Origin of the sequence: Aquimarina sp. Aq107, from assembly GCF_943733665.1 — a bacterium.
Taxonomy (GTDB): domain Bacteria; phylum Bacteroidota; class Bacteroidia; order Flavobacteriales; family Flavobacteriaceae; genus Aquimarina.
In genome coordinates this window covers 3,353,292-3,378,802 of record NZ_OX030782.1, presented here as the reverse complement: position 1 = coordinate 3,378,802, position 25,511 = coordinate 3,353,292, and the positions used below count along the sequence as shown (strand labels likewise).

The following is a 25,511-nucleotide window of genomic DNA, read 5'->3' as shown; positions in this document are numbered from 1 at the left end:
CCTCTCTTTTTTTAGAAGTATTTTATTGATTCCCGTTTACGCATACCCCATTTTGAGGATACCAACCTAAACATAGACATAGAGTTCCATCGATAGAGATTGCTTGAGCACAAGCAGGATTTCCGTTACCTCCGTTAATGGATTTTTGTTGGTTTTTTTTAATTTCCTGAACTCCGTTTTCTTTTAAAATGTTCTTTAACATGTTGTTAGTTTTAAGAATAATTTATAACGCCCTGAACATTTATAGACACTCAAGGTATATGTCTATTTAATATATTAAGAACGATTAATAATATAATTGTTGCTTAAAGAGATGTTAAATAAACAGGGAAAATTCAGTTTTTTATTGAAACTATTATAATTTTTAAGTTTTAAAATAGATTCATTGAAAGATATAAACTAGACGTCGTTAATTCTGAATCTGGGATAGAAGTACTTTTTGATATATTTTTAGCGGTATATTGTCTAAAACCAATTTTAAATCGACCTGATCCTAAACCTCCACCATAAAAATAATCAGTAGTGGTATTTTCTATTTCATTATCTGCGAAAACATTAGACTCTGTACCAATATTAAAATCGACAGTAAGACCTCCTTCTAGAAATAACTCAAACTTAGAGCTTAAGTAAATATGAAATCGTGGTCCAACAGCTACATTGATACTTTTGTAATCTAATTCGAATTCACTATTAGAAATTGCAAAATCCCTACCGTCCATGGTAAAAGCTTTATATGTAGATTCTAAGAAGAAGCTTAAATCTACCTTAGAAAAAGGTATAAAAGTTTCTATAAATATACCATATCTTGGCACAAAAACGTCATCATAACTTACATTACCAGCGCTACCAATAATTGAGTTGTGTGTAAAGCCGCTTACATCTGCAGCGGCAACAATACCTATTTTAGTTTGATTGATTTTTTTACGAATGCTATATTCTATTTCATTGCCTTTACATTCGTTATATTTTTTGAAGTATCTTTTTAAATCTCGTTGTGTGTAAGTTAGTTTAGACACATCTTGATTCTCGCAATTTATTTTATCCTGTAATTGTTGTTGATAAGTGTTGTTTTCTTGTGGGATAATTTTTTTCCCCGGTTTTTTACTTTCATCTGGCGTATAAAATACTTTATATAAAAGTAATTCAGGATATACTGTATTTGGATCTGTATAGAAAAAACGATGTACACCATTTTCAGAGTATTGGTATAAGGTAGTTTTACTTTGTAATATCGTTCTTAAAAATATTTTTTGGTACCTAAGATTAGGATCTTTTGATTTAGTAGATTTACCAACTGTATCTCCATTAAGATCAAATTGCAAGATATATCGTTTAAATCTATAATCTTCTCCTACAGCAAACTCCTTAACATTTTCAATAGTTTCAGTTTTAGGGCTAGAGGATATTGTTCGTTTCCATTCGAATTCTGTTGGGTTATTTCTCCAGGATAGTTTTTTGATTAAGCATTCTTTTCGGTTTCCATCGTTATCGATAAAATAACCAGCTTCATAAAGACTTTGCGCGCTGCAAGTAGCTATACAAAATAGGCCTACTGCAAAATAAAGTAATAATTTCATGTATATGACGATCTGAGTGTGTGAAGCAGCAAATATAGCTTTTTTGTTAAAAATCAGATGGTTTGACGTCTAAATAAGTTTTTTGAAGGAAATCGTAGTTGAAGTTTAGGAAAAGAGGTTATCGAATTCGATAACCTCTTTTATGATTAATTTTCATCATCCTGTGGATTACCATAGTGTGGTTTTAAGATGTTAATAATTCTTGATCGTTTATAGACATTCTAGGTAATATCTATATATATAAGTGTTGTATATCGCATATGTTTATGATTTTTTTGCTTAACTTATCATTAAACATTCATCCCAATTGGTCTCAAAATCAGCCAAATAATCTATAAGAGTAAGTCCTATTCCTGCGATCCCTTCCAATAAAGAAACTTCTTTTTTCCACTTATTTGTACCTTTCCATTGTTTGAAACCAGCATATCCATCAACATGGATTGCTTTGTTTAATCCATCTTGTATCCAAAAATCACAAGCGTCTTTAAAAACAGACATCTGTGTTTCTTTATACATACGTAGAAAGATTTGGGCATTGCCAAAAGATCCATGACATAGTCCGGCATCTTTAACCATGTTTTGTTCATTATTCGTTCTTAGTGCAGCATGCTCCAGAATTTTGATCGCATTTTCTTTTAATGATGTATCCCCTAATGCTTTTGCAGCATACCAAAGTCTGATGCCAATTCCTAGATCTCCATAACACCAGGCGAGCCTACTTTTATATTCATAAAAACCATTTTCGTATATGACATTAGGGAACATTGAATATCCTTTTGTATTTTCTTTTTGGTATTTTAAAATATAAGAAATTGTTAGTTGTAAGAGAAGTTTTGTTTCTTTTTCAAAATATTGATGCTTCGATAACTTTGTAAGAATTCCGACTATGCTAGACATCCCATGAGATAGACCGAGGTTATATACTTTTTCTTTGTGTTCTACACCTATTTCCGAAATCCATCTTATAGTATTCTTATAATTTTCTGATTTTTTACTTATTAGATGTATAAAAAAAAGTAGGTACGCCTGATAGTTTTTTTTCGCGCTATCAGATTTTGTGTTTTCATATCTACTAAGAAAATAAAATGCATACCCTAAACCTCCGTGTAAAAAGTCGTAATTTCCCTTTTGTAGATCGTTAACCATTAATTGATAGAGATAATTGTCTAAATCCAAACATAAATTATCAATATCAATTTCAATAAAATCGTTTTGTTCTAAATGATTGAGAACCCATCCCATTCCTGAAATTCCTGAACAATAGGTACCATGGTTATAACCTTCATTGATCTTTTGGATACAGTTTTTCATCAAACTATTACTTGTTTCAGTGATGTCTTTGTCTAAAAACTTTGCATAATAAAATTGGAATAAGGCAATACCTGATGAACCAGATAAAACGCCAATATTCTCTTTTTGATATTGTTGTTGATCAATAATAGTATTGATTTCTTTCAGTTTTTGATGAAGCTTATCAATGTTCATTGCTTCTTTTAAGTTTATTTATTAGGAGAGAAAAGTCTTTTCTTTTCTCTCCTAGTTTTAAGGTAAATACTTGATTTTTATAAACAGTGTACCTGTACAGAGTCACAGTTCATATCTGTTTCTCCGCAGATATTTTTTGATACTACTTCACAATTTTTAGAAAAACAATTGGGAGTTGCAGAATCAGTAGGACAATAACGGGTTCCTACAGTGCATATAGGTCCTATTAGTGAAGTGTCATTACCACCACCTTTTATCGCAGAACTACCAAGTCTCGAAACTACATTCTTTTTCAAGGATAAACCGTTTAACTTTTTTTTCTTCATGATTTTAATTTTAGAATAATACATCCCTGAACATTTATAGACACTCAGAGTTTGTGTCTATAAGAACGTTCTGGTAGTTAGGGAAATGTTACTATGATTTTTCTGTTTTTTGAAATAATTAACTTTTATAAAAAAACCAGTTAAAAATCAATTTTACTGGTTCTTATCTTTTTTATCTAAATCAGAAATTATTTCTCAATTATCATATTAAAGATTATGAGGGCTATCAGGACCTGTGTCTCCTGATCCCTGGCATATCCATATATAACAGGTAGATCCATTTCCTGCTACGTCGCTGTTGCCATAAGCTTTTACTCCATTTTGACATCCAAAAGGCATTTCTGGCTCACATTCTATTTGCAATCCATTATTTTTGATTCCACCTTTAATTGTTTTTTGTTGATTTTTGTTAATTGAATTAATCCCGTCAAGATTTAAAATGTTTTCCAACATAGTATTAAAATTTAAAAATTTGATTCACCTGAACATTTATAGACACTCAGAGTTTTTGTCTATAAGAACGTTCAGGAAGCTTTCTACATGTTACTATATAAAATTGATTTTTTTTAAGAAATAACTTTGTGAGTTTGTAAGTGATTTATTTACAGGGAAAAACAAAGGAGGTTGATATAAATTTGTTAACCTTCCTTTAATTTTTATGTGCATATCCGTTCTTTCTATTTCTTTTTAATCAAATAGAAACGGTATATAACAAGAACTAATAAAATAATACCTAGACCAATCCACAAAAACAACAAGTTATTAGATTGTGGCAACAACGTTCCGCTATCGCCAATCAGTACAAGCGACGCCCAATAGTGAGGAGATGCTTCTGCATCTGTATTGTTGTTAAGATAATTTAGCTTTGCTGTTCGTAGGGCTGCAGATTTGGTTTGTCCTTTACTTAGGTTTTTGTAAAAGTCAGAGGTAATAGTAGCTGTGGCTTTATCATTGGTGTTCCATAAAGTTGGAATCACGGTATTAGCTCCGGATTTAAAGAATCCACGAGCAAGACTGAATACACCTTCGCCTGTATTAATTTTGCCCAAGGAAGTGTTGCAGGCACTAAGAACTACTAGTTCTGATTGATTATCAATAGTAGAAAGTTGTAGTTCAGTAAGTTTTTCTCGTTGAAAAGCGATCCAAGGGGTTAAAGAGTCGGAAGCATCAGCGTGTGTAGCTAAATGTAATATTTTATATTGGTTGGCTACTTTTTTGAAATTTTGAATAGTCGCCTTTTCGTTAAGTAATAAATCACCAGAATAATAATGTTTGGCATTAACTAATTCCTTTTTGCTATTGGGAAGTGAGGTTAAAATATTTGAAAATGTTATAGGTGCAATGCCTAAATAATCATTTTTTGGCTTACGATCAATTTTTGCATTTTCTTTAGAAAAGGATAGAGAATACGCATAATTTATTTCGGTCTGCTGTATTAAGTAAGTTCCTTTTTTAGGGTTTGTTATGAGTGCTTCAAAAGGAATGTAATTTAAAATATAATCTGGAATAAAAGTAACTTTATTATTTACTAAATGCTTTTGCAGATTTTTAGGGATCAAAGAATTGTATAAGCTGTAAGCTAACTCACTATATTCTGAAATATCTAATGATGTCGTAAATGGTTTGTTTAGTAGCTCTCTGAGTCTATAAATTTCTTTTTGTAGTCTGTTTACATTCTCGATCTTAAAAATTTCTTTTTTATTTTTTGTAATAAACATACCATAAGCTTCTGGAATTACACCAGCGATTCTTTCTGCCATGTTGTATTCAATAATTACTTCATTCGGACTTAGCTCTAGTTTAGATAAAGGTGTAATTTCGGGTATAGAAAAATGTGTAAAATATGTTGGATATATAGGAGCTAATGAATCTCTAATTTTTTTTAGTCTCGCTTGTTTAGACAATAAAACTTTTTGGATTGAATCGGAGGAATTTTGATCTAATAATCTGAGCTTTGATCTTAATCCAACGATAACGTCTTTTAATTTTTTTTCTTTTTCCAAGATACTAGGCGATAAGGCTGTTTTATCTTTTGTAATTTCTTGTAATAATAATAAAGCCTTACTTTTTTCCATGAAATAGTAAGAATCCTCATTTTTCTTAAGCTGTAAACAAGCCTCTAAGCCCATAATGTAAATTTCCGAAGCAAGGCTTCTCCATAGTAATTTAGATCTAGTAGATATATTTTCTTTTAATAACAGATCAACCAGTTGGTCACTTGCATGTGCCGTGCGAATTGCTTCCTCAAAATACAATGAGTCGTTTTTTGTTTTCCCTAGTTCTATCCAGGCTTTTAATTTTCTTTTTAGTAATTCTAGGAAAAAAGTTTTGTTTACTACTTGCTCCAAATCATTTTTTGCAGGGAGCCAGTAGATATCTTTTATTTTTTTATCAAAATAGATTGAAAAAACTGAGCTAAAATTTTCTTGGGCGGCGATATAATTTTCATTTGATAACTCCTTAATCCCTAATCCGAAGAAAATTTTATGTTTAAAGGATGGCGCATAGGAAGCATATTCTAATGCTTTATCAAAAAAGAATTGAGAACGAATAGAATCAATTTCAATAAAAGTCAATCCTAAATTGTAATATGATTTAGCATACTTTTCTTTAAACTCTAATTCTTTCAAAATTGTTAAAGCTTCATCATAACATTTAATACAATTGTCTATGTTTTGGGTTCCAACACCTTCACAATACAAGTTTCCAAGATTGTTTTTTATGTTATATAGTTTTTGCTTATCCATGGTACTGCTATCTCCTAAAAGCTTTTCTGCTTTTAGGAGGTGTTCAATTGCCTTCTTAGAACTTTCTGCAGATCGTATTAAGCGATAACTATAGGCTAAATTGATGTTTCCATATACTAAAAAACCTTTTTGGATATCTTTTTTTGAATAATTTTGTAAAGATTTTATTCTATAGTCAACGGATTTGTAATAGTCTCCTAGGATTTCGTAAGATTCACCAATTAACTCATATGACTTACCCCTTAAAAATTTTGTTCCTCCTAATGCAAGTAGTTTTTCAAAGTACTCAATAGCAATAGTGTAATTTTCATGTCTACGGTTGTAGATGGCGTAATTGTAATAACTTCTTTTTAACAATTCCTTATTGAAGGGAGTAGCTTTTTCTCTTGCTTGATAAGCAATTTCAACTATTTTTATAGCCTCTTCCCACTTTTTTTCCTTATGAATCCATTTAGCTATTTGATGTGCGTCATAGCCCAACTGGGTATAGTTTTCGCTTCTTTCGTGGGTTTTTATTAAACCATAATAAAGCTCTAATTTATTAAAATTAGAGCCAGTTAACTGATGAATAGAATCTAATTCAGGAGAAATTCCCTGACCCTTTGTTGGTAGGGTCAGGAAAAAAATAATATATAATATGAATACTATCTTCTTTTTGTACAATATAAATGATTTATTGGTAATTTATTGATTTCCATATTTCATCACAAGACTCTGTAGATATCCAAGTATAGGACGTTTCAGGACATTCCGAACAAGCTGGATCTCCCTCTGTTTCTTCTAATAAGATTTTGTTTTGTTCAGCCTCATGAACAACGGCTCCATTTGTTTTAGCATTTAATGACTCTAATTTACATTTTATAAAATCGCAATAAGATGTTGGAAGTTCATTACATGGCACATACCACTCATAGATTCCTGCGCAATAAGCAACTGTTGAAGCAAAAATAATACTATAGGTTCCTTTTTTACCCTGTGAGAATTCTAAATAATCCATACGATCTTGCGCGGTTGAATTTTTAGGAAAAACTACATAAATCTTAGTAAAGCAGGTAGCATCTATATTTCCTGAGCCCAAAGCTTTGCTTAAAGAGTTTTGCTTGCCAAATAATTCATTAGAATTTAATGCGTTTTCAGGAATAACATCTCCTATTTGTTCTGGTTTATCATCTGTAGAGCAGCTTTGTATTCCAATCGCAAAAACTGCCGCTACCAATAGTAACGTGATTTTTTTCATTTTTAAATCGTTTTTTGTTTTCATTATTTATTAGTATGTTTCCCTAACCTAACAAATGTTACCACGCGAAAGTAAAAAAAAATTAAATAGTTAAAGATATCTTAATGAAGATAACTGAAATAGATCAGCTAAAACTACTTGTTTCTGGAGAAAAACGGATCATACAAGATTTGTATACAAAAGAGTTTCCTAAGGTAAGAAGTTTTGTACTTAATAATAATGGAAATGCTACGGATGCAGAAGATGTTTTTCAGAAAGCTTTGATGCAATTAATTGCTAGATATAAGGTAAAAGCATTTGTAATTGAGAGTAATTTTAATGCTTATTTCTATACAGTTTGTAGAAATTTATGGCGTAGAGAACTAAATAAACAAAAACGCATAGTAACAAATGATGAGGTTATAGAACATGTTAAAGAAGCAGAAGACATGACGATGTTAACTTTAGAGCAAGAAAAATGGGAGCTGTTTCAGGAAAAGCTAGCGGAACTATCTGATAATTGTAAACAATTGTTACAATTGTTTTTTCAGAAAGTACCATATAAAGATATTGTGGAGAAACTAGGATATAATACAGATAATGTAGTGAGACAACGTATTTTTAATTGTAAGTCACAATTGACTAAATTGATTAAAAAAGATTCGAGATATAACCAAATCAAAGAATTATGAAAGATTACCCGATAGAAATTGATGATTATCTAAGCGGTAATATGTCAACATCAGAAAAAGAAGCGTTTGAGGCAAGATTGCTTACCGATACAGAGCTTTCTAAAGAATTGAAGTTGCAGCAGGATATGCAAGCTATTTATGAAGATCAAAAGTGGGTAGAAGGAAATAAAGATGCATTAAAAACAACAGAAGCTACCCAATTAAAAGCTTTTTATCAAAGTGATGAAGCAGCAACATTAAAATCAACGATTAACGAGGTGATTTCAGAAAACCGATCAAATTCTCAATCAAAGACCCTTTGGTTTATTGGAATAGCTGCATCTATTGCCGTTTTGATCACCGTTTCATTATTTGTTTTTAAAGACACCAATTATGATGATTTATATGCTTCGTATATACATTTAGATGAAATACCATCTTTAGTTACCAGAGGAGAAGACACCAATAAAATGTTAGAAAATGCTCAGTTGTTATTCGAAGAGCAAAAATATAAAGAAGCAATAAAGCTATTTACATCCTATCATAAAAAAGAGAAGTCGATAGATCCACTAAGCTATATTTATAACGGAATCTCTTATATGGAACTCAATAAGTTTGATAAAGCATTGTCGCAGTTTCAACTTTTAGGGAGTTCTAATACATTACAGGCTAAAAAAGCGAATTGGTACAAAGCATTGGTTTTTTTAAAACAAAAGAATAAAAAAGAACTGATAACAGTTTTGCAAACCATTGTTTCTGATAGTAATACCTATAAGTATCAAGAGGCTAAGGAGCTTTTAGCAGAGATTGATTAAGTATGCAGTTCGTTTAGAAGTTTTCATCAGTATTGTTTTGTAGATTCGATGATTGTAAAGAGACAAACAATCATTCGTTTTATGTGTTAAACATTAAGCAATTACCTATCTTTGCAGCTTAAAATTTAACAAGCTTAAAATACGCAGTTATGCAAGACGGATTATACGCAAAATTTAATACCTCAAAGGGAAGCATTTTAGTAAATCTAGAGTATCAAAAGACTCCAGGTACTGTTGGGAATTTTGTAGGTTTAGCAGAAGGGAATATGGAGAATCAAGCGATTCCTCAAGGAAAACCTTACTACAATGGATTGAAATTTCATAGAGTGATTCCTGATTTTATGATTCAGGGTGGAGATCCTCAAGGTTCTGGAGCAGGTGGCCCAGGATATCAATTTGATGATGAAATTCATCCAGATTTAAAACACGATGGACCAGGAGTATTATCTATGGCTAATGCAGGACCTGGAACTAATGGGAGTCAGTTTTTTATCACTCACGTAGAGACTGCTTGGTTAGATGGTAAGCATACTGTTTTCGGTAAAGTAGTAGAAGGACAAGATGTAGTAAATGCTGTTGCGCAAGGTGATACAATTGATTCTTTAGAGATATTAAGAGTAGGAGCTGATGCTGAGAACTTTAATGCTATAGAAACTTTTAGACAATTTAATGGAGCGAAAGCAGAAAGAGAAGCTGCTGCTAAGAAAGCTTCTGAGCAATTATTAGAAGAGTTAGCTGCTGGTTTTGATAAAACAGATAGTGGTTTGCGATATAAAATCATCCAAAAAGGTGATGGTGCTCAAGCAGAAAAAGGAAAGACTGTTTCTGTGCATTATAAAGGAAGTCTAACAGATGGTACTGTGTTTGATTCTTCATACAAGCGTAATCAGCCAATTGATTTCCCGTTAGGAATGGGACAAGTTATTCCTGGATGGGATGAAGGTATCGCTTTATTACAAATAGGCGATAAGGCACGTTTTGTAATTCCACCATCATTAGGATATGGAGCACATGGAGCTGGAGGAGTAATTCCACCAAATGCTACACTAGTTTTTGATGTAGAATTGGTTGGAGTAAAGTAAAACTCTTTTTTACAATAATTTTGAAACCTCTGGAATATATTTCCAGAGGTTTTTGTTTTATTAGACAGTCAACCCTACATAAAAAAGCTACTTTAACTCATAATTAACACTTGTTATCCCTCTTTAAATGTTAATTTATCCATTAAAATAGAGAAGTTTTAAAGAAAAAAGTAAACTTTTACGTCTATAATGCAGATATTTACACCCCTAGTTATAAGATAATAAACCAATACAAAAACCCCATTTTTGATGGTTATGAAGTGGAAGCTACTGTTTTTTTTAACATTTTTTTGTGTAAATTTTTCCTTTACTCAAGATAATGAAGCTACAATGACTGCTATTAAGGATCAAATAGAGATCATTGATAGTTATATCGAGTCTGATGTATTTTCTTTGGATCCTGAGGAGTTCTTGGATCAGATTGCGGATCATGGAGCGGAGCTCAATGGATATTATGAGCACGAACGTTTAAAGAAAATTATAAGAAATATTGGAATGCCTAATGCTATGGTAGTTACGGTATTTTATTTTTGGAATGATCAATTGATTCATGTGAATTATAAGCAACGTCAGTATATGGAAACAAAAAATAATGATGGCTTTGTTGTGATGGATTACTCTAACGCATTTACAAAATTTGAATCAAAACATTATTTTGATAAAGGAAATGAAATTTATAAAATAGTTTCTGGTCAAGCGGTAACTAACATAGAACCAGAGGAAACTTTTGTCTCCTATAGTTTAAGAATGAAATCTTTGTTAGATAATAAGTTTAAAAATAGGGGTACTTATGAGGCGCTACAGGGAAAATGGGTAAATGTTCAATTTCCTAATGAACATATGATTTTTGAAGAAACTATACGATTCAATTTTCGAGATGGGAAATTTCTAAAAAGATTGAAAGTAAAGATTAAAGATGATGTAATGCATTGTTCTTCTCCAAAAGATAAATATATTTATAAATATAAAATAGAATCTTTAAATGAATTTGAACTTGTAGTTAAAGATCTACAGGATGCATCTTCGAGTCTAATCCTTTATAAAAAAATAGAATAAATAATACTATGAATCTTCAATATCCAATAGGAAAATTTAAATGTCCTAATACTATTACTAAAGAACAAATTACTACTTGGATAAAAGATATAGAGGAACTACCCCAAAAAATAGAAAAATTAGTTTCCGGTTTTTCCGAAACCCAGTTAGAAACTCCATATCGACCTGATGGTTGGACAGCAAGACAGGTTATTCATCATATCCATGATAGTCATCATAATGGTTATATTCGTTTTAAATGGGCGCTCACCGAAGAACAACCAGTAATTAAAGCGTATTATGAAGATAGATGGGCAGAATTGTTTGATACTAAATCAGCCCCAATTCACCTCTCTCTAGATTTAATAAAAGCGTTGCATGCTAAATGGGTGTATTTCTTAAAAGGTTTGTCTGATGAAGATTTAGAAAAAGTATTTATTCATCCCGAAGGTGATGTTGCAATTTCTTTAGCAGAAGATATTGGAATATACGCTTGGCACGGAAACCATCATTTAGCACATTTACAGATTGTAGCGGGTACTTTTAAGTAATCTCTTTTATCTTATTATTGTTTCCATTTAATATTGCACCCTATACTTGGTTTTTGGATTTCGGAAACTGTAGCGTTTCTAAGTACTGCATCCAATGCTTGACGTAGGTCTCGACCATTTACAGGAATCCCGTTTCCAGGTCTCGAATCGTCTAACTGTCCTCTGTAAATAAGTTTTAATTCTCCATCAAAAAGATAAAAATCTGGAGTACACGCAGCATCATAAGCTTTCGCTACTTCTTGAGTTTCGTCAAACAAATAGGGAAATGTGTAGTTGTTTTTCTGAGCGGTTTTCCACATGTGTTCTGGAGCATCTTGTGGATAATTTTCGATATCGTTACTGCTAATAGCGACAAAACCAAATCCTTGTACTCTGTAGTCATTAGCTACTCTAGAAATTTCTTCATTTACATGAATAACAAAAGGGCAATGATTGCATATAAACATAACTATAGTACCTTTTTCTCCTTTTATATCATTCAGGGAAACTTTATTATTAGTAACAGCGTCTACTAAAGTGAAATCTGGAGCAACAGTACCTAATGGTAGCATGTTTGATGGAGTACGAGCCATAATGTTTAATTTTTATATTTTCGAAATTACAATATTATACTTTATAAGTATAAAAATTGTTATCTTAGTTACATTCCAAAAAATAAAATTATGAAAACTTTAGAGACTTGGTTTCAGGAATATGCCGTGAGCCATCAGAACAAAACAAATATTGCAATTCATTTTATATGTGTACCAGCTATATTTTTTTCTGTTGTAGGTCTAATTATGAGTATTCCTAGTGATTTTTTAGCTTCCATAATACCAGGTGAAAACCCATTTATAGAAAATTGGGCGTTTATCGTTGCTTTACTTATTTTACTTTTTTACGTTAGGTTATCAGTAAAAATGGCGTTACAAATATTAGTTTTTGTTGCTTTTTGTATAATTGCTAATTACTACATCAGTCAATATGCACCATTATGGATGGTGTCTCTTATTATTTTTGTCGTTGCTTGGATCGGACAATTTTATGGTCATCATTTAGAAGGTAAAAAACCTTCTGCTGCGCAAGATTTACAATTCTTGTTGATTGGACCTGCTTGGGTAATCCAAAAAATGTTTGGAAAAAAATAATATGCAATTACAGAATTGGAAAGATTCAGGATCGTATTACACATATAAAAACTATCAAATATTTTATAAAGAAGAAGGGGTAGGGGAGCCTTTGATTCTTGTGCATGGATTTCCAACATCTTCTTGGGATTGGAGTAAAATATGGGGCACACTTGCAGAAAAGTATAGCGTATATGCTATTGATATGTTGGGGTATGGTTTTTCGGCTAAACCAAGTGATTTTAAGTATACAATTGCGTCCCAGGTTGATATATGGGAAGCCTTTTTAGAAGAAAGAGAAGTTACTTCTTTTCATATACTTGCTCATGACTATGGAGATACTGTGGTTCAGGAAATGTTAGCTAGATTAAAAGAGAATCCAGCATATGAATTTGATATTAAATCCGTTTGTTTTCTTAATGGAGGAATGTTTCCAGAAACTAATTTTCCTACATTAACTCAAAAAATGTTACTCACTCCTTTTGGTTTTATTTTTAAACATTTTATGGGTAGAAATACATTGGCTAAAAACTTTAAAAAAATATTTGGAAGCGATACACAACCTAGTGATCAAGAGATAGATGATTTTTGGGAAACAATAGCTTATAATTCTGGTAAGAATGTAATACCTAAGTTGATAAAGTACCTAAAAGAAAGAGATACTTATAAAATTCGCTGGAGAGAAGCGATACAATATAGCGATATGCCTAAACGATTAATTGATGGCGCTGTTGATCCTATTTCGGGTAAGCATATGGCAGAATTCTATAAAGAAATAGTGCCAAATGCTGATGTTGTGTTATTAGATGCAATTGGTCATTATCCACAAACAGAAGCTCCAAATGAAGTGTTATATTATTATAACCAGTTTAGAAAAAATATTATTTCTTAATTTATTAGTTGCTAATGATGTTTTCGAATAAATACGGATTGTAATTTATTCATATTTCCCCGAAGCCCATTGTATGGTAGGTTCTATCCATTCTTTTAATGGTTTGAAAAGAAATCCATGGCCCATTCCGGTAGTAAGTTCTATTTCTTTAAAATGGATAATATTGCAGGTTGATTCTTTTTGTCTAGCTATGGCAGAGACTCCAAATGGATCTGTTTTTTCATAAATATTCAAAATATTTCCACAATAATTAATTTCAGGAATTTCTATAATATCACGATCCCTAAAACTTGCTATGAACACAAAATTGAGGTCAGGATTATTAGCTATAGTGGATACATATTGAGCGATGTAGCCACCTTTAGAAGTGCCTACAATAGTTATTTTTTCAGGGTTAATATTGTTTGCTAATAAACTATCTATTTGATTTACAATCTTATTTGCATACGTATTAGCATTGACATTGCTATTTCTTTTTTCGCTAATAACTTGGAAGCCACTTTTTTTAAATTCTGAAATGATTTCTTGGTATTCTGTTCTTCCGAATTCTGGGTGAACTTCATGTAGTTCATGGGTTTCTAGAAATCTATTATGAATAAAGAAAATGTATCGGTCATTCTGGTCATTTTCACTTTTACAAGAGGATAACGATAATACCCATAAAAAAATAACTATACGTCCTAGATAAGTATTCATGGGTTTGATAAATTATATTTCTATAAAAATATTTTATTTATAATGTTCTTTTTCCTGGAAGTTACTCAAACAAATAGCTGTTTAGTTACATCTCATCACTAAAGAAAATAGCATTCATTAATAACTTATTAGTACCATACCAAAAAGCTCTAAAATTAGTATTGTCGGTAAATAAAATAGTGTTCCCTCTTCCTAAACTTTGATGTCTAAATGGTACCGTATTAGCCAATGAATCCAAATTCTTTTTGCTGATATATCCGCTTAGCAGTGGTGATTTTGTATATTGAATAGGGTTGTCGTAACTCTGTTTATTAGCTTTGATAAATAAGGTTGTGTTTCTAAAAAGTGATATTTCATCATTTTTATAACCAAAATTTATTGGATGTGATCTATCGGTTTTAGCTTGGAAAATCGCCCCTCCAATGACCTGAGCTCCAAAGAAATCTCTTCTTTGCTCAAACGAAATGTTTTTAGCATCGTTTTCTGGTTTAGAAAATTCGATTTTCATAAGCTCATTGTTTTTAAAAAATTGAGCTGCGTTTCTATATCCGATTAGTGTTCCTCCGTTTCTGATCCAAGATTTAATCTTGTCAATAACATTTTTACCCATTGTTTGATTCCAGCTGTTTGGTAAAATAATATGAGTGTATCTAGATAAGTTTCTTCTTTCTAGGTATTCAGTATTTAGTTTGGTGATAGGAATGTTGTAACGTTGATCCATTAAATGCCAGATTTCTCCAGCATCATATGGTGTGATTCCGCTTCCTGTTAACAATGCGATTTTTGGCAATGATAATGCTCTAAATTGATTACTTCCTAGATCAATTCCTGTTGTTAAACCAGTAGATACACCTGTAATATTTACATGATTTTCTAAAGCAAGATTTTGTAAAAATGCATGAATTTCCTGTGAGTTTAATCTTTGATTCTGAATAGGAATCATAATTGTTCCGTAGTCATAGTTTTTATTTTCAATAGAAAAAGGTTTCATGCCTACTTTAGCCCTCAATCCGCTATTTAAAATTTTATATAATACGGCAGGCGTATAATACTCGTGCCATTCCATAAGGTATGCATAGTTGCTTTTATTAATGCTTTTAGGTTTTTTATAGTCCAACTTAGTAATTTCTGCTCCTAGGTCAGAGGTAGTTGTTTTTTCAGTATAATCTAAATTAAAGGCTAATGGGAATGTCCAAGCAGATACATCATAAAATAAACTGTCTTGAAATTTTGTTCTTTTTTCAAACATAGCCTTGATTAAACGGCTTTGTTTTTGATTTTTTGGAACTACATAGCTATATCCTTTTTTAAATTTTTTGCCGTTTGCAGTGATATCATTTTTTAAATCATAAAACTGAACCTTATGACGTTTTAAGATTTCTGCAAGGTGATAGGTAGAAGCCGCATCTTTTTCATTTCCAAAAATGTAAGATCCTGTTTGCGCTTCTTTTCTAGCATTATTATAAAAGTTGTTTTGATATCTAAGTAATTCTGTGCGCATGGATTTTGCCGCTTCTAATGTAGAGAGTGTAGCAGTAAATTGATTTCTTACTGTAAACGGGAATGTCAATATTCCGTTGTCTGTTTCCTGCGCATGTCCTCGAGAGCTTCCTTGTTCAAATAAAATACCTATTCCTCCATTGATATCAGGGAAGGTGGATCCTTTTCCGTAATAAAAATCATCAAAATTTTCTTCTGTAAAATATAATGATCCTATTTTATTAAAGGCTTCTGCGTGATAGTTAGCAATTTTTTTAGTAAGCTCCTGATTTAATTTAGGTGTTAATGGGTGTGTTCTAGATTGTATTCCAGGTTGAAAGAAAAAACTACTATTAGAGCCCATTTCGTGATGATCTGTGAGAACGTTGGGATACCATTTATGAAAAGTCTCAATTCTAGCTCTTGATTCTGGTAATTGTACAGGTAACCAATCACGATTCATGTCAAACCAATAGTGATTTGTTCTACCTCCAGGCCATACTTCACTGTATTCTCTGTCTTGTGGATCTGTGCTTATGTTTTTACTTTTATTAGTATTTGCCCAATAAGCAAAACGCTGTAAACCATCAGGGTTAAGCGATGGGTCAAATAAAATTACAACATTCTCTAATAATTCATCAACTTGATTTCCTTGTCCAGCGGCTAAATAATAAGCAGCAATTAAACTTGCATTTGAGCCACTTGGCTCGTTACCGTGTATAGAAAAACCTTGGTATACCACTGCTGGCATGGATGCGATCTCGCTAGCACTCTTGCTATTTTGGGTTAGTTGAATATGTTGATTTCGTATTTGTTCTAAATTCTGATGATTTTTTTCTGAAGTAATAGTTAGTAAGATGATAGGCCGATCTTCATATGTTTTTCCTCTATCTTCTATGGTAATACGCGGAGAAGCTTTTGCCAAAACTTTCATGTATTCTACTAATTTATCGTGAGTAACGTGCCATTTTCCTGGAACGAAACCTAAAACACTTTGCGGTGTTGGTATTTCAGGATTATAGGAAACTCCTTTTGGTAAATAATATTCTAACGAAAGGTTTTCCTGAGCAAAAGAAGAAAAGAATAATAGTGATAAGATGATAGTAAAGAAGTGCTTCATTTTAGTTTGTTTGTGCGATTGTATCCTTTAATAGTTTTCGAAAATAAAAAAAACCGCTTCAGAGATTGAAGCGGTTTGCATAAGTTTAACATAAGTTATTATGCCTTATATGTCATCGAAGCTTACATCTGTAAAACTTTCAGTAGAAGCAGTAACTTCTTCATTTGCTGTTGCAGATACTTCTGTATTTTGTTCGTAAGATTTTTGATAATCTTTTTGATGTCTTTCACTGATTACTTCTTCACCTTTTTCATTAACTATGAAATCGGTCATTTCACTTAGTATTTCACTGAAACCAACAAAGTCTTCTTTGTATAAGTAGATTTTATGCTTTTTGTAGTGAAAAGATCCATCATCATTAGTGAATTTTTTACTTTCAGTAATAGTAAGATAGTAATCTCCAGCTTTTGTTGATCTTACATCAAAGAAATATGTTCTTCTTCCTGCTCTTAAAACTTTTGAGAAAATTTCCTCTTTCTCCAACATTTCATTATCGCTCATAATCCTTATTTCTTAATTAATTAGTCTGTTACGATGGAATCAAAAATCTAAAAAAATTGTTAATCGTACAACAAAATATCAAATTTCTTTTTCGCTGAGCTGTTTTAAATATAGTTCTTTATAATATCCATCAACGTCTAACAGTTGATTATGAGTGCCTTGTTGGATGATTTCGCCTTCATCTAAAACAATGATTTTATCCGCGTTTCTGGCTGTAGAAACTCGGTGACTTACTATAAAAGTGGTCTTGTTTTTGGAAATTCTATTGAGATTATTGAGTATTTCTTCTTCTGTCTCTGTGTCAACGGCAGATAAACAGTCGTCAAAAAGAAGGATAGACGGATCTTTAATAATTGCTCTGGCAATCGAAACACGTTGTTTTTGTCCACCTGATAAAGTAATTCCTCGTTCTCCTAAAACAGTATCGTATCCTTTACTAAATCCTTCAATGTTTTTGTGTACAGCAGAATTTTTGGCAGCTTGAACTACTTCAGTTTCGGTAGCATCAGTTTTACCAAATTTTATATTATTCCTTATAGAGTCACTAAATAAGAAAGCATCTTGCGGTACGTACCCAATGGATTCTCTAAGATTTACTAAATTTAATTTTCTTATAGGTTTTCCATCAACTTTAATTTCTCCATCAGAAACATCATATAATCTCCCTAATAAATCAAGAATTGTTGATTTTCCTGATCCTGTCTTTCCAATTATTGCAATGGTTTGACCAGAGTTAATTTCAAAACTAACCTTTTTTAAGGCAGTAATATTGGTGTCGTCGTAGGTAAAAGATACATTGTCAAAAGCTATATTTCCTGTTATAGGTGTTTGCTCGGTGACACTGTTTGTTATTTCCGGTTCTTGACTAAGAAATTCATTAATCCTTACTTGCGAAGCTTCTGCTTGTTGTATAATAGATGTTACCCAACCTACGGTGGCTACTGGCCAGGTTAGCATGTTAACAAAAATAATAAACTCTACTATTACACCAAGATCTTGGATAGTTCCATCAATATATTGTTTTCCTCCAATATAGATTACCATGATATTACTAACACCAATAAGTAAAACCATTAGAGGGAAAAATAGTGCTTGAACTTTTACGAGATCTATGTTTTTTTCCTTATTGGTGTTTGATAAATCTGTAAAGTTTGATAACGTTTGAGATTCTATTCCGTAGGCTTTGATGACAGAAATACCACTAAAAGACTCTTGTGTAAATGTAGTTAGTTTAGCTAAAAATTGTTGAACAATTGTACTTCTTTTGTGTATAGCAACACTTAATTTGTAAATAGAAATGGATAAAATAGGTAGTGGTGCTACGGTATATAAAGTTAATTGTGGAGCAATACTAATCATATAACCAATAACAACAACAAACAATGTAATGGTGTTAACGCTGTACATGATTGCAGGACCAACATACATTCTTACTTTGGATACATCTTCGCTAATACGACTCATTAAATCACCAGTTCTATTTTTTTTATAGAAGTTAAGTGATAATATTTGGTAATGTTGGAAAACTTCATTTTTTAAATCAAACTCGATAAATCGAGATACTACAATAAACGTTTGTCGCATTAAAAAAGTAAAAAAAGCAGCGATCAGAACAGATCCAAAAATCAAGAGTATATTGGTGATCAATCCCGTTTTTACATCTTCTATATTAGTAATACTATTATTGATATATTGTTCTACTATATCTACCGAATCCCCAACAAATTTAGGAACTGCAACTGCAAAAATTCTAGCAATTATAGTAATTACTAGTCCAATAAGGAGACGATATTTATATTTTAGGAAGTACTTGTTTAGATGGCGTAATGCACGCATAAAGTATTGATTTTTAGAAACTCAATTATTAACAAATTCTTAAAGTTTAACAACAAAAAATTTTAAATTCGTAAAAATACCGTATTTTAGCGCTTCAATTTTGACTATAATATAATTATAACATTTTAAAATTTCTGAAAAATGATAACCGAAGTGCTTACTGCGAATCAATTAAAAAAACAAGCTCCTGTGTTTGGGCAATTGTCTTTTAACGATCACGAACAAGTTGTTTTTTGTCAAGACAAAGATACAGGATTAAAGGCAATAATTGGGGTGCATAACACAATTTTAGGACCAGCTCTTGGAGGAACTAGAATGTATAATTATCAAACAGAATGGGACGCACTTAATGATGTATTAAGATTGTCAAGAGGTATGACCTACAAAGCAGCTATTACAGGATTAAATCTTGGTGGAGGAAAGGCTGTGATTATAGGGGATCCAAAAGTAATGAAGACTCCGGCTCTTATGAGACGTTTTGGAGAGTTTGTGCATACACTAGGTGGAAAATACTATACCGCAGAAGATGTTGGTATGGAAACGTCTGATATGGATACTGTACGAGAGGTGACACCTTATGTAACTGGAATTTCTGAATCAAAAGGAGGTGCCGGAAATCCATCTCCCGTTACCGCTTATGGTGTCTATATGGGGATGAAAGCCTCGGCTAAGTTTTCTTATGGGACTGATAATTTAGAAGGTAAGAAAATACTAGTTCAGGGTATTGGTCATGTAGGAGAAGAGCTTGTGCGTTTAACAGCAGAAGAAGGAGCTAATGTAATTATCACGGATATCAATCAAGAAAGACTTGAAGAAGTAAGCGGTAAATATGGAGTAGAAATATATAAAGGAGAAGACTTATATTCTGAAACTGCTGATATTTATGCACCTTGTGCGTTAGGAGCAACAATTAATGATGAGACTATTAATAAATTAAAAGTGAAAGTAATTGCTGGAGCAGCAAATAATCAATTGGCTTCAGAAAATATACATGGTCCATTATTACAAGAAAAAGGAATTGTTTATGCTCCAGATTTTTTAATTAACGCAGGAGGTATTATTAATGTTTATGCAGAAATAGAAGGATACGGTAGAGATCAGATCATGAAAAAAACTGAAAATATTTACAATACGACATTGGATATTTTAAATAAGGCAAAGGCAACAGGTATGACAACGAATGCTGCTGCTGTTAGTATAGCAGATGAAAGAATTGCAGCTAAAAAAAATCAATAGCCAAAAGAATCTAAAATTTACTGTATAAAAAGTGAATTTTAGAATTGGTAGATTAAAAATAATAGTATTTTTGCAGGGCGAAAGTGAGACTCACTTTCGCCCATTTTATTAATGTTCTTTGTAATTTCTTATGTTAACCAGAAGACATATTCGAGTTAAAGTAATGCAGTCCCTCTACGCGCTAGAGCAGACGAAAAGTGATAATCTAGATAAAGAAGAAAAATTCCTGCTATTTAGTATTGATCAGATGTATGATTTGTTTCTTATAAATCTTCAGCTTTTGGTGGAAATAAGAAAGCATGCTGTTGATTTTTTAGAAAAGAGTCAGAAAAAGTATTTAGCAACTTCAGAAGAAAAAAATCCAAATCAAAAATTTATTAATAACGAAGTTCTTTTGTTATTAGAAAAGAATACAGAGCTTAAGGAAGCTATGGATCACAAGAAAATGAATTGTTGGGATCTAGATGATGAGTACGTTAAAATTCTTTGGAAAGAGATTAGTACTAGTGAGTTGTATTCAGATTATATGGATACTAAGATGAGTTCTTTTAAAGAAGATAAAGATTTTATCCTAGATGTTTTCAAAGAAATTATAGCTCCTAATGATAAGTTATATGAGTATATTGAAGATAAGAAGCTTACTTGGATAGATGATTTGCCTCTTATTAATACGGGGATTATAAAAATGCTTAGAAAGGTAAAGCAAAATCATGATGAGCATATGGCGTTACCTAAACTATATAAAGATGCAGATGATAAAAAATTCGCAAAAGATATTTTTAGGAAAACAGCGTTAAACGGAGTAGAATTTGCAAAAGAAATAGAGGGGAAGACCCCAAATTGGGATAAAGATCGAATTGCAGAGTTGGATAAAGCGGTCATTAAAATGGCAATTTGCGAGTTCCAAAAATTTCCGTCAATACCAGTAAAAGTAACAATTAACGAATATTTAGAGATTGCTAAGGAATATAGTACCCCAAAGAGTAGTATCTTTATCAATGGAATTCTGGATAAAATATCTAAAGAATATCAAGAGAGCGGTAAATTAAATAAAGTTGGCCGCGGACTTATGTAGTTCAAAAAAAATAGTATTTTTAACCCTCAATTAATTAAAAACCCAAGTAATGAAAAAAGGAATCTTAATTTTAGCTGGTGTTTTTGCTTTGACATTTATGTCTTGTAAAGATAATGCAGCAGAAAAAGTTAAAGAAGAAAATGTAGCAGATGCTGCAGATCGTGATGCAAAAAACACAGATTTTCCTGTAATGAGCTTTTCTGAAACTGAGCACGATTTTGGAACAATCAATGAAGGTGATGTAGTAGAGCATACATTTACATTTACTAATACAGGTAAAGCACCTTTAGTAATTGTAAACGCAAAAGGAAGTTGTGGTTGTACTGTTCCTGAGTGGACAAAAGAGCCAGTTGCTCCTGGAGCTACAGGATCAATGTTAGTAAAGTTTAACTCTAACGGTAAGCCAAACGCTCAAAACAAGCAAGTTACTATTACTGCTAATACTGAAGCAGGAAAAGAAATCCTTAAGATTAAGGCAATGGTAACTCCAAAAGCTAAACCAGTAAGCGGAACTCCAGTTAGCGAGTAATATTTATGGAAGGATTTGGAGGACAATTACCTTTTATACTTTTGATATTTGTAGTGATGTATTTTTTTATGATACGTCCGCAAATGCAAAAGGCAAAAAAGGAGAAGAAATTTGCTGAAGAGCTTAAAAAAGGAGATCGTGTAGTTACTAAAAGTGGTCTTCACGGAAAAGTCTTTGACTTCAGTGAAAAAAATAATGCAGTTGTTATAGAAACAGGAGCTGGTAAATTAACATTTGATAAATCTGCTATTTCTTTAGAAATGAGCCAGAAATTAAATGCACCACCCGCTGAAAAGAAAAAATAACATATGCTCTTATTAAAAAAAAGCGCCGTATTTAATACGGCGCTTTTTTTGTGTAATATATAAGTAAAGGTTGATTAAGATTTCATGGTAACAATTCGTTGTGGTAGAGGAGCTGCATATCCAGCGGTACCTAAAGCTTCTACAATTCTTTGTCTAGTATCCCAGTATACATCCCAATAGTCATCACAGGTAGAATAAGGTAATGCTAATAATTCTACACCATTTGCACCTAAATTATTTACTGCTACTCTAGGAGCTGGATTTTCCATTACATTTTTGTCGCCTTTCATAACATCCATCACAATTTGTTTTGCTTTTTCGATGTCTGTGCCATATTGGATTCCAAAAGGCATATCTACCCTTAGGTTACCTATGGTTGTTAAATTTGTAATTGTACCGGCAGTGATAGCTCCATTCGGAATAATTTCCGTTTTATTCTGAAAAGTTTCTAAAATCGTAACGAAGACCGAGATTTCTTTTACAAAACCAAGTTTACCTCCCGTTTCGATAAGATCACCTACTTTAAATGGTCTAAAGACAAGTAGCATTACTCCAGCTGCCATATGACCTAAAGATCCATTAAAAGCACCTCCGATAGCTAAACCAACTGCTGCCAATAACGCTGCAAATGTAGCGGTTGGTATACCTACAATACCTGCTATAGAAATAAATAATAATATTTTTAATAAGAAATTTACTAAGGTGACTAAGAATGGTTTTAAGGTGCTGTCTACTTTGCTTTTATCAAAAGCTTTTTTTATAGCTTTCATGATCATTTTTACAATCCAAAGTCCTATAATTAATGCAACAATTCCTCCAACAATTTTGAGTCCATATTGACCAACACCTTCTTGTATAGAATTGAAAAAACCGCCTAGAGAGCTCATTATTGCACCTCCTGTTTCTGTAGTCGCAGATACGGCAGTATCTACGACCTTGTCTGTAGTTTGCATGATTTATGTTTTAAAGTGATTAAATAGTTATCACATAAATCTACTACTATAGTGGGTACATTGTTTTTATTCTTAGATAAGAAAAAAATGTAAAATCGTTAAAAGTTATTAAATCTCGATGAATTGCGAATTACCTTTTTGCGGTAAGTTCGGCGATCTTTATAATCACTTCTACAGCTTTAATCATACTTTCTACAGGAACATATTCATATCTTCCGTGAAAATTATGTCCGCCAGCAAATATATTAGGACATGGTAATCCCATATAACTCAATTGTGATCCATCCGTTCCGCCACGGATTGGTTTTATGAGTGGGGTAATGCCTAACTCTTTCATTGCTTCTTCAGCAATATCTACAATATGCATTACAGGTTCCACTTTTTCTTTCATGTTGTAATACTGATCGTTGATCACTACATGAACCACATCTTTTCCGTATTGTTTATTTAGTTCATCTCCCAATTTTGCCATCATCTCTTTACGAGCTTCAAAATGTTTTTTATCATGATCTCTGATAATGTATTGAAGTTTAGTTTCTTCAACTTCTCCATTCATAGAATATAAATGAAAGAAACCTTCACGATCACTGGTATGTTCTGGAGTTTCTAATCGAGGTAAAGAATTAATGAAATCCTGTGCGATATACATACTATTGATCATTTTTCCTTTAGCATATCCAGGATGCACAATTTTTCCTTTTATAGTAACCACTGCACCTGCAGCATTAAAATTTTCATATTCTAATTCTCCAATTTGACTTCCATCCATGGTGTATGCCCATTCTGCTCCAAATGTTGAGACATCAAATTTATGCGCTCCTCTACCTATTTCTTCATCAGGAGTAAATCCAACACGTATTGTACCGTGTTTGATTTCTGGATGTTGTACTAGATATTCCATAGCAGAGATAATTTCTGCGATACCAGCCTTATCATCAGCTCCTAAAAGTGTAGTTCCGTCAGTGGTAATTAATGTTTGTCCTTTGTATAGTTTTAGATCCTCGAAATAATCAGGAGATAATACGATATTTTCTTCTTCGTTAAGAACGATATCTTTTCCGTCATAGGTCTCTATAATTTGAGGATTTACATTTGCTCCTGTAAAATCCGGAGTAGTATCAAAATGCGAAATAAAACCTATGGTAGGTACTTCATGATTTACATTAGAGGGTAAGGTTGCCATGATGTATGCATTTTCATCAATTGTTACCTCTTGTAACCCTATCGATTTTAACTCTTCTACCAATTTATTAGCTAGATCCCATTGTTTTTCCGAACTAGGAGTAGTATCACTATTAGGGTCACTTTCTGTGTCTATAGTTACATAACTAATAAATCGATCAATAATATGTTTTTTCGGAATCATAGTAACATTTTTTTTCAGAAGATTTCAAAAATACGGTATTATTATAATATGTTGTTTTTAAAAAATAAGAAAACCTTGCCAAGCAAGGTTTTCTGCAAAAGAAGCGATACGATTATTGCTTCTAGGGGTAATAAGTTGTAAATATTAATTAAGAATTTAAAATGTCGTAATGTTGTTATTAGGTTGGTATACATAATTGAATGTAAAAAATCTACTTTCATTAACAAGTGCATCAGGACTAGTTGGAGCATCTTTATAATAACTAAGAATCTCTATTTTGGCGTATTTTCCTTCTGAAGTACGTATTACTAAGATTTTTCCTGGTAAAGGAGTAATTAGGAATAATGGAGATCCAGAATAGTTGTACCAACCTTCGTCACTTCCAGATGGTATAGCAAGTGCATCTGTTGCATCTTGTACAAATAGGCTAGTATCTACAGAAGTGATATCCGACATTGTTCCAGTAGCTATATAAGCTGCGGCGTTTCCGGTTCTGCTGGGTTCATCAGTGGTTCCTTGAGAGACACCTCCGTTAACAATAATTGTTGTCGCTCTAAAAGCAATATCCCAATCGTTTGCATCTGTTGTAATTTCTCCTGTGTCTAAGTCAAATAGTGTAAACTCACCAGAAATTGGCTGGCCTTGTCCACCTTCTTGAGGCGCTGGTAAATTGTTGGTTGTTTCGGATACAAGATTAGCAAGAGCTTGTGTGTCATCATTATCATCCGAGTTTGAAACAAACCCGTCTGGCGCTGTACACGCAAGTTGTGATGTCTCTGCGTTACCTAGTCCATCTCCATCCGCATCTTCGAAAAAGACAGTTTCTGCACATGAATCATCATCACTGCTACATGAAGCTATGATAAGACTAAACGTTAGTAATAAATAAAATCCTCTTTTCATTTTTATAAA

At 32.2% G+C, this 25,511-nt stretch carries 26 protein-coding genes; 11 read left to right on the top strand and 15 right to left on the bottom strand.

All coding sequences use genetic code 11. The features are described 5' to 3' along the window. Nucleotides 1-22: 22 nt before the first annotated feature. The 7 genes from NMK29_RS14515 to NMK29_RS14485 form a co-directional block, all read right to left on the bottom strand. Nucleotides 23-202 carry a hypothetical protein gene (locus NMK29_RS14515; RefSeq protein ID WP_027392313.1) on the bottom strand — a complete coding sequence of 60 codons (180 nt, stop codon included), beginning with the start codon at nt 200-202 and terminating at the stop codon, nt 23-25. 169 nt (nt 203-371) lie between these two features. Continuing rightward, a complete protein-coding gene (locus NMK29_RS14510; protein ID WP_108803543.1) occupies nt 372-1,577 on the bottom strand; it encodes a hypothetical protein in 1,206 nt (401 codons plus the stop codon). A 279-nt stretch (nt 1,578-1,856) separates the two neighbouring features. After that, complete coding sequence (locus NMK29_RS14505) at nt 1,857-3,062, bottom strand: lanthionine synthetase C family protein (RefSeq protein ID WP_108803544.1); 1,206 nt, start codon at nt 3,060-3,062, stop codon at nt 1,857-1,859. 77 nt (nt 3,063-3,139) lie between these two features. Continuing rightward, nucleotides 3,140-3,388, bottom strand: a complete 249-nt coding sequence (locus NMK29_RS14500; RefSeq protein ID WP_159092225.1) for a hypothetical protein — start codon at nt 3,386-3,388, stop codon at nt 3,140-3,142. 207 nt (nt 3,389-3,595) lie between these two features. Beyond that, on the bottom strand, nt 3,596-3,841 hold the full coding sequence (locus NMK29_RS14495) for a hypothetical protein (RefSeq protein WP_108803546.1): 246 nt from the start codon (nt 3,839-3,841) through the stop codon (nt 3,596-3,598). A 224-nt stretch (nt 3,842-4,065) separates the two neighbouring features. After that, nucleotides 4,066-6,798, bottom strand: a complete 2,733-nt coding sequence (locus tag NMK29_RS14490) for a CHAT domain-containing tetratricopeptide repeat protein (protein ID WP_108803547.1) — start codon at nt 6,796-6,798, stop codon at nt 4,066-4,068. A gap of 10 nt (nt 6,799-6,808) precedes the next feature. Then, nucleotides 6,809-7,372, bottom strand: a complete 564-nt coding sequence (locus NMK29_RS14485) for a hypothetical protein (RefSeq protein WP_159092226.1) — start codon at nt 7,370-7,372, stop codon at nt 6,809-6,811. 104 nt (nt 7,373-7,476) lie between these two features. Between NMK29_RS14485 and NMK29_RS14480 the strand changes: the two genes are divergently transcribed. From NMK29_RS14480 to NMK29_RS14460, 5 genes are all read left to right on the top strand, one after another. Beyond that, nucleotides 7,477-8,043 carry an RNA polymerase sigma factor gene (locus tag NMK29_RS14480; protein WP_108803549.1) on the top strand — a complete coding sequence of 189 codons (567 nt, stop codon included), beginning with the start codon at nt 7,477-7,479 and terminating at the stop codon, nt 8,041-8,043. Beyond that, nucleotides 8,040-8,837, top strand: coding sequence for a tol-pal system YbgF family protein (locus tag NMK29_RS14475; protein ID WP_108803550.1), 798 nt, complete (start codon nt 8,040-8,042; stop codon nt 8,835-8,837). Before NMK29_RS14480 ends, NMK29_RS14475 begins: the two co-directional genes overlap by 4 nt. Nucleotides 8,838-8,986: 149 nt before the next feature. Then, nucleotides 8,987-9,919 (top strand): peptidylprolyl isomerase, encoded by a 933-nt coding sequence (locus NMK29_RS14470; protein ID WP_108803551.1) that lies wholly within the window; start codon nt 8,987-8,989, stop codon nt 9,917-9,919. 255 nt (nt 9,920-10,174) lie between these two features. Further along, a complete protein-coding gene (locus tag NMK29_RS14465) occupies nt 10,175-10,975 on the top strand; it encodes a hypothetical protein (RefSeq protein WP_108803552.1) in 801 nt (266 codons plus the stop codon). A gap of 8 nt (nt 10,976-10,983) precedes the next feature. Beyond that, on the top strand, nt 10,984-11,505 hold the full coding sequence (locus tag NMK29_RS14460) for a YfiT family bacillithiol transferase (protein ID WP_108803553.1): 522 nt from the start codon (nt 10,984-10,986) through the stop codon (nt 11,503-11,505). Between the two features lie 14 nt (nt 11,506-11,519). Here NMK29_RS14460 and NMK29_RS14455 read toward each other — a convergent pair whose 3' ends face one another. Continuing rightward, nucleotides 11,520-12,077, bottom strand: a complete 558-nt coding sequence (locus NMK29_RS14455) for a thioredoxin family protein (protein WP_027392299.1) — start codon at nt 12,075-12,077, stop codon at nt 11,520-11,522. Between the two features lie 90 nt (nt 12,078-12,167). On the opposite strand from NMK29_RS14455, the gene NMK29_RS14450 reads away from it, so the two are divergent. Then, complete coding sequence (locus NMK29_RS14450) at nt 12,168-12,632, top strand: DUF962 domain-containing protein (protein WP_108803554.1); 465 nt, start codon at nt 12,168-12,170, stop codon at nt 12,630-12,632. After that, nucleotides 12,619-13,503: an alpha/beta fold hydrolase gene (locus NMK29_RS14445; protein ID WP_199915047.1), complete on the top strand. Its 885-nt coding sequence runs from the start codon at nt 12,619-12,621 to the stop codon at nt 13,501-13,503. Before NMK29_RS14450 ends, NMK29_RS14445 begins: the two co-directional genes overlap by 14 nt. A gap of 45 nt (nt 13,504-13,548) precedes the next feature. On the opposite strand, the gene NMK29_RS14440 is transcribed toward NMK29_RS14445, so the two are convergent. From NMK29_RS14440 to NMK29_RS14425, 4 genes are all read right to left on the bottom strand, one after another. After that, the gene (locus NMK29_RS14440) at nt 13,549-14,199 is read right to left on the bottom strand and encodes an alpha/beta hydrolase (RefSeq protein ID WP_108803555.1); all 651 of its coding nucleotides are present in this window, start codon (nt 14,197-14,199) and stop codon (nt 13,549-13,551) included. An 85-nt stretch (nt 14,200-14,284) separates the two neighbouring features. Continuing rightward, nucleotides 14,285-16,798: a M14 family metallopeptidase gene (locus NMK29_RS14435; protein WP_108803556.1), complete on the bottom strand. Its 2,514-nt coding sequence runs from the start codon at nt 16,796-16,798 to the stop codon at nt 14,285-14,287. 105 nt (nt 16,799-16,903) lie between these two features. After that, nucleotides 16,904-17,299, bottom strand: a complete 396-nt coding sequence (locus tag NMK29_RS14430; RefSeq protein ID WP_027392294.1) for a PUR family DNA/RNA-binding protein — start codon at nt 17,297-17,299, stop codon at nt 16,904-16,906. Nucleotides 17,300-17,377: 78 nt separating this feature from the next. Continuing rightward, nucleotides 17,378-19,135: an ABC transporter ATP-binding protein gene (locus NMK29_RS14425; RefSeq protein ID WP_108803557.1), complete on the bottom strand. Its 1,758-nt coding sequence runs from the start codon at nt 19,133-19,135 to the stop codon at nt 17,378-17,380. Between the two features lie 141 nt (nt 19,136-19,276). On the opposite strand from NMK29_RS14425, the gene NMK29_RS14420 reads away from it, so the two are divergent. From NMK29_RS14420 to yajC, 4 genes are all read left to right on the top strand, one after another. Beyond that, nucleotides 19,277-20,371, top strand: a complete 1,095-nt coding sequence (locus NMK29_RS14420) for a Glu/Leu/Phe/Val dehydrogenase (protein ID WP_108803558.1) — start codon at nt 19,277-19,279, stop codon at nt 20,369-20,371. Nucleotides 20,372-20,534: 163 nt separating this feature from the next. Then, a complete protein-coding gene (gene nusB / locus NMK29_RS14415) occupies nt 20,535-21,446 on the top strand; it encodes a transcription antitermination factor NusB (protein WP_108803949.1) in 912 nt (303 codons plus the stop codon). A 49-nt stretch (nt 21,447-21,495) separates the two neighbouring features. Then, complete coding sequence (locus NMK29_RS14410) at nt 21,496-21,975, top strand: DUF1573 domain-containing protein (protein WP_027392290.1); 480 nt, start codon at nt 21,496-21,498, stop codon at nt 21,973-21,975. Between the two features lie 5 nt (nt 21,976-21,980). Then, on the top strand, nt 21,981-22,280 hold the full coding sequence (gene yajC, locus NMK29_RS14405; RefSeq protein WP_027392289.1) for a preprotein translocase subunit YajC: 300 nt from the start codon (nt 21,981-21,983) through the stop codon (nt 22,278-22,280). 74 nt (nt 22,281-22,354) lie between these two features. On the opposite strand, the gene NMK29_RS14400 is transcribed toward yajC, so the two are convergent. The 3 genes from NMK29_RS14400 to NMK29_RS14390 form a co-directional block, all read right to left on the bottom strand. Continuing rightward, on the bottom strand, nt 22,355-23,233 hold the full coding sequence (locus NMK29_RS14400; protein WP_108803559.1) for a mechanosensitive ion channel family protein: 879 nt from the start codon (nt 23,231-23,233) through the stop codon (nt 22,355-22,357). Nucleotides 23,234-23,363: 130 nt separating this feature from the next. Next, the gene (pepT, locus tag NMK29_RS14395; protein ID WP_108803560.1) at nt 23,364-24,599 is read right to left on the bottom strand and encodes a peptidase T; all 1,236 of its coding nucleotides are present in this window, start codon (nt 24,597-24,599) and stop codon (nt 23,364-23,366) included. Between the two features lie 156 nt (nt 24,600-24,755). After that, nucleotides 24,756-25,502: an HmuY family protein gene (locus NMK29_RS14390; protein WP_108803561.1), complete on the bottom strand. Its 747-nt coding sequence runs from the start codon at nt 25,500-25,502 to the stop codon at nt 24,756-24,758. Between the last annotated feature and the right edge of the window lie 9 nt (nt 25,503-25,511).

What these genes read in the sequence shown, in the direction of transcription:
- NMK29_RS14515 (WP_027392313.1), bottom strand. Translation starts at nt 202, where the DNA reads ATGTTAAAGAACATTTTAAAAGAAAACGGAGTTCAGGAAATTAAAAAA.
- NMK29_RS14510 (WP_108803543.1), bottom strand. Translation starts at nt 1,577, where the DNA reads ATGAAATTATTACTTTATTTTGCAGTAGGCCTATTTTGTATAGCTACT.
- NMK29_RS14505 (WP_108803544.1), bottom strand. Translation starts at nt 3,062, where the DNA reads ATGAACATTGATAAGCTTCATCAAAAACTGAAAGAAATCAATACTATT.
- NMK29_RS14500 (WP_159092225.1), bottom strand. Translation starts at nt 3,388, where the DNA reads ATGAAGAAAAAAAAGTTAAACGGTTTATCCTTGAAAAAGAATGTAGTT.
- NMK29_RS14495 (WP_108803546.1), bottom strand. Translation starts at nt 3,841, where the DNA reads ATGTTGGAAAACATTTTAAATCTTGACGGGATTAATTCAATTAACAAA.
- NMK29_RS14485 (WP_159092226.1), bottom strand. Translation starts at nt 7,372, where the DNA reads ATGAAAAAAATCACGTTACTATTGGTAGCGGCAGTTTTTGCGATTGGA.
- NMK29_RS14480 (WP_108803549.1), top strand. Translation starts at nt 7,477, where the DNA reads ATGAAGATAACTGAAATAGATCAGCTAAAACTACTTGTTTCTGGAGAA.
- NMK29_RS14475 (WP_108803550.1), top strand. Translation starts at nt 8,040, where the DNA reads ATGAAAGATTACCCGATAGAAATTGATGATTATCTAAGCGGTAATATG.
- NMK29_RS14470 (WP_108803551.1), top strand. Translation starts at nt 8,987, where the DNA reads ATGCAAGACGGATTATACGCAAAATTTAATACCTCAAAGGGAAGCATT.
- NMK29_RS14465 (WP_108803552.1), top strand. Translation starts at nt 10,175, where the DNA reads ATGAAGTGGAAGCTACTGTTTTTTTTAACATTTTTTTGTGTAAATTTT.
- NMK29_RS14460 (WP_108803553.1), top strand. Translation starts at nt 10,984, where the DNA reads ATGAATCTTCAATATCCAATAGGAAAATTTAAATGTCCTAATACTATT.
- NMK29_RS14455 (WP_027392299.1), bottom strand. Translation starts at nt 12,077, where the DNA reads ATGGCTCGTACTCCATCAAACATGCTACCATTAGGTACTGTTGCTCCA.
- NMK29_RS14450 (WP_108803554.1), top strand. Translation starts at nt 12,168, where the DNA reads ATGAAAACTTTAGAGACTTGGTTTCAGGAATATGCCGTGAGCCATCAG.
- NMK29_RS14440 (WP_108803555.1), bottom strand. Translation starts at nt 14,199, where the DNA reads ATGAATACTTATCTAGGACGTATAGTTATTTTTTTATGGGTATTATCG.
- NMK29_RS14435 (WP_108803556.1), bottom strand. Translation starts at nt 16,798, where the DNA reads ATGAAGCACTTCTTTACTATCATCTTATCACTATTATTCTTTTCTTCT.
- NMK29_RS14430 (WP_027392294.1), bottom strand. Translation starts at nt 17,299, where the DNA reads ATGAGCGATAATGAAATGTTGGAGAAAGAGGAAATTTTCTCAAAAGTT.
- NMK29_RS14425 (WP_108803557.1), bottom strand. Translation starts at nt 19,135, where the DNA reads ATGCGTGCATTACGCCATCTAAACAAGTACTTCCTAAAATATAAATAT.
- NMK29_RS14420 (WP_108803558.1), top strand. Translation starts at nt 19,277, where the DNA reads ATGATAACCGAAGTGCTTACTGCGAATCAATTAAAAAAACAAGCTCCT.
- nusB (WP_108803949.1), top strand. Translation starts at nt 20,535, where the DNA reads ATGCAGTCCCTCTACGCGCTAGAGCAGACGAAAAGTGATAATCTAGAT.
- NMK29_RS14410 (WP_027392290.1), top strand. Translation starts at nt 21,496, where the DNA reads ATGAAAAAAGGAATCTTAATTTTAGCTGGTGTTTTTGCTTTGACATTT.
- yajC (WP_027392289.1), top strand. Translation starts at nt 21,981, where the DNA reads ATGGAAGGATTTGGAGGACAATTACCTTTTATACTTTTGATATTTGTA.
- NMK29_RS14400 (WP_108803559.1), bottom strand. Translation starts at nt 23,233, where the DNA reads ATGCAAACTACAGACAAGGTCGTAGATACTGCCGTATCTGCGACTACA.
- pepT (WP_108803560.1), bottom strand. Translation starts at nt 24,599, where the DNA reads ATGATTCCGAAAAAACATATTATTGATCGATTTATTAGTTATGTAACT.
- NMK29_RS14390 (WP_108803561.1), bottom strand. Translation starts at nt 25,502, where the DNA reads ATGAAAAGAGGATTTTATTTATTACTAACGTTTAGTCTTATCATAGCT.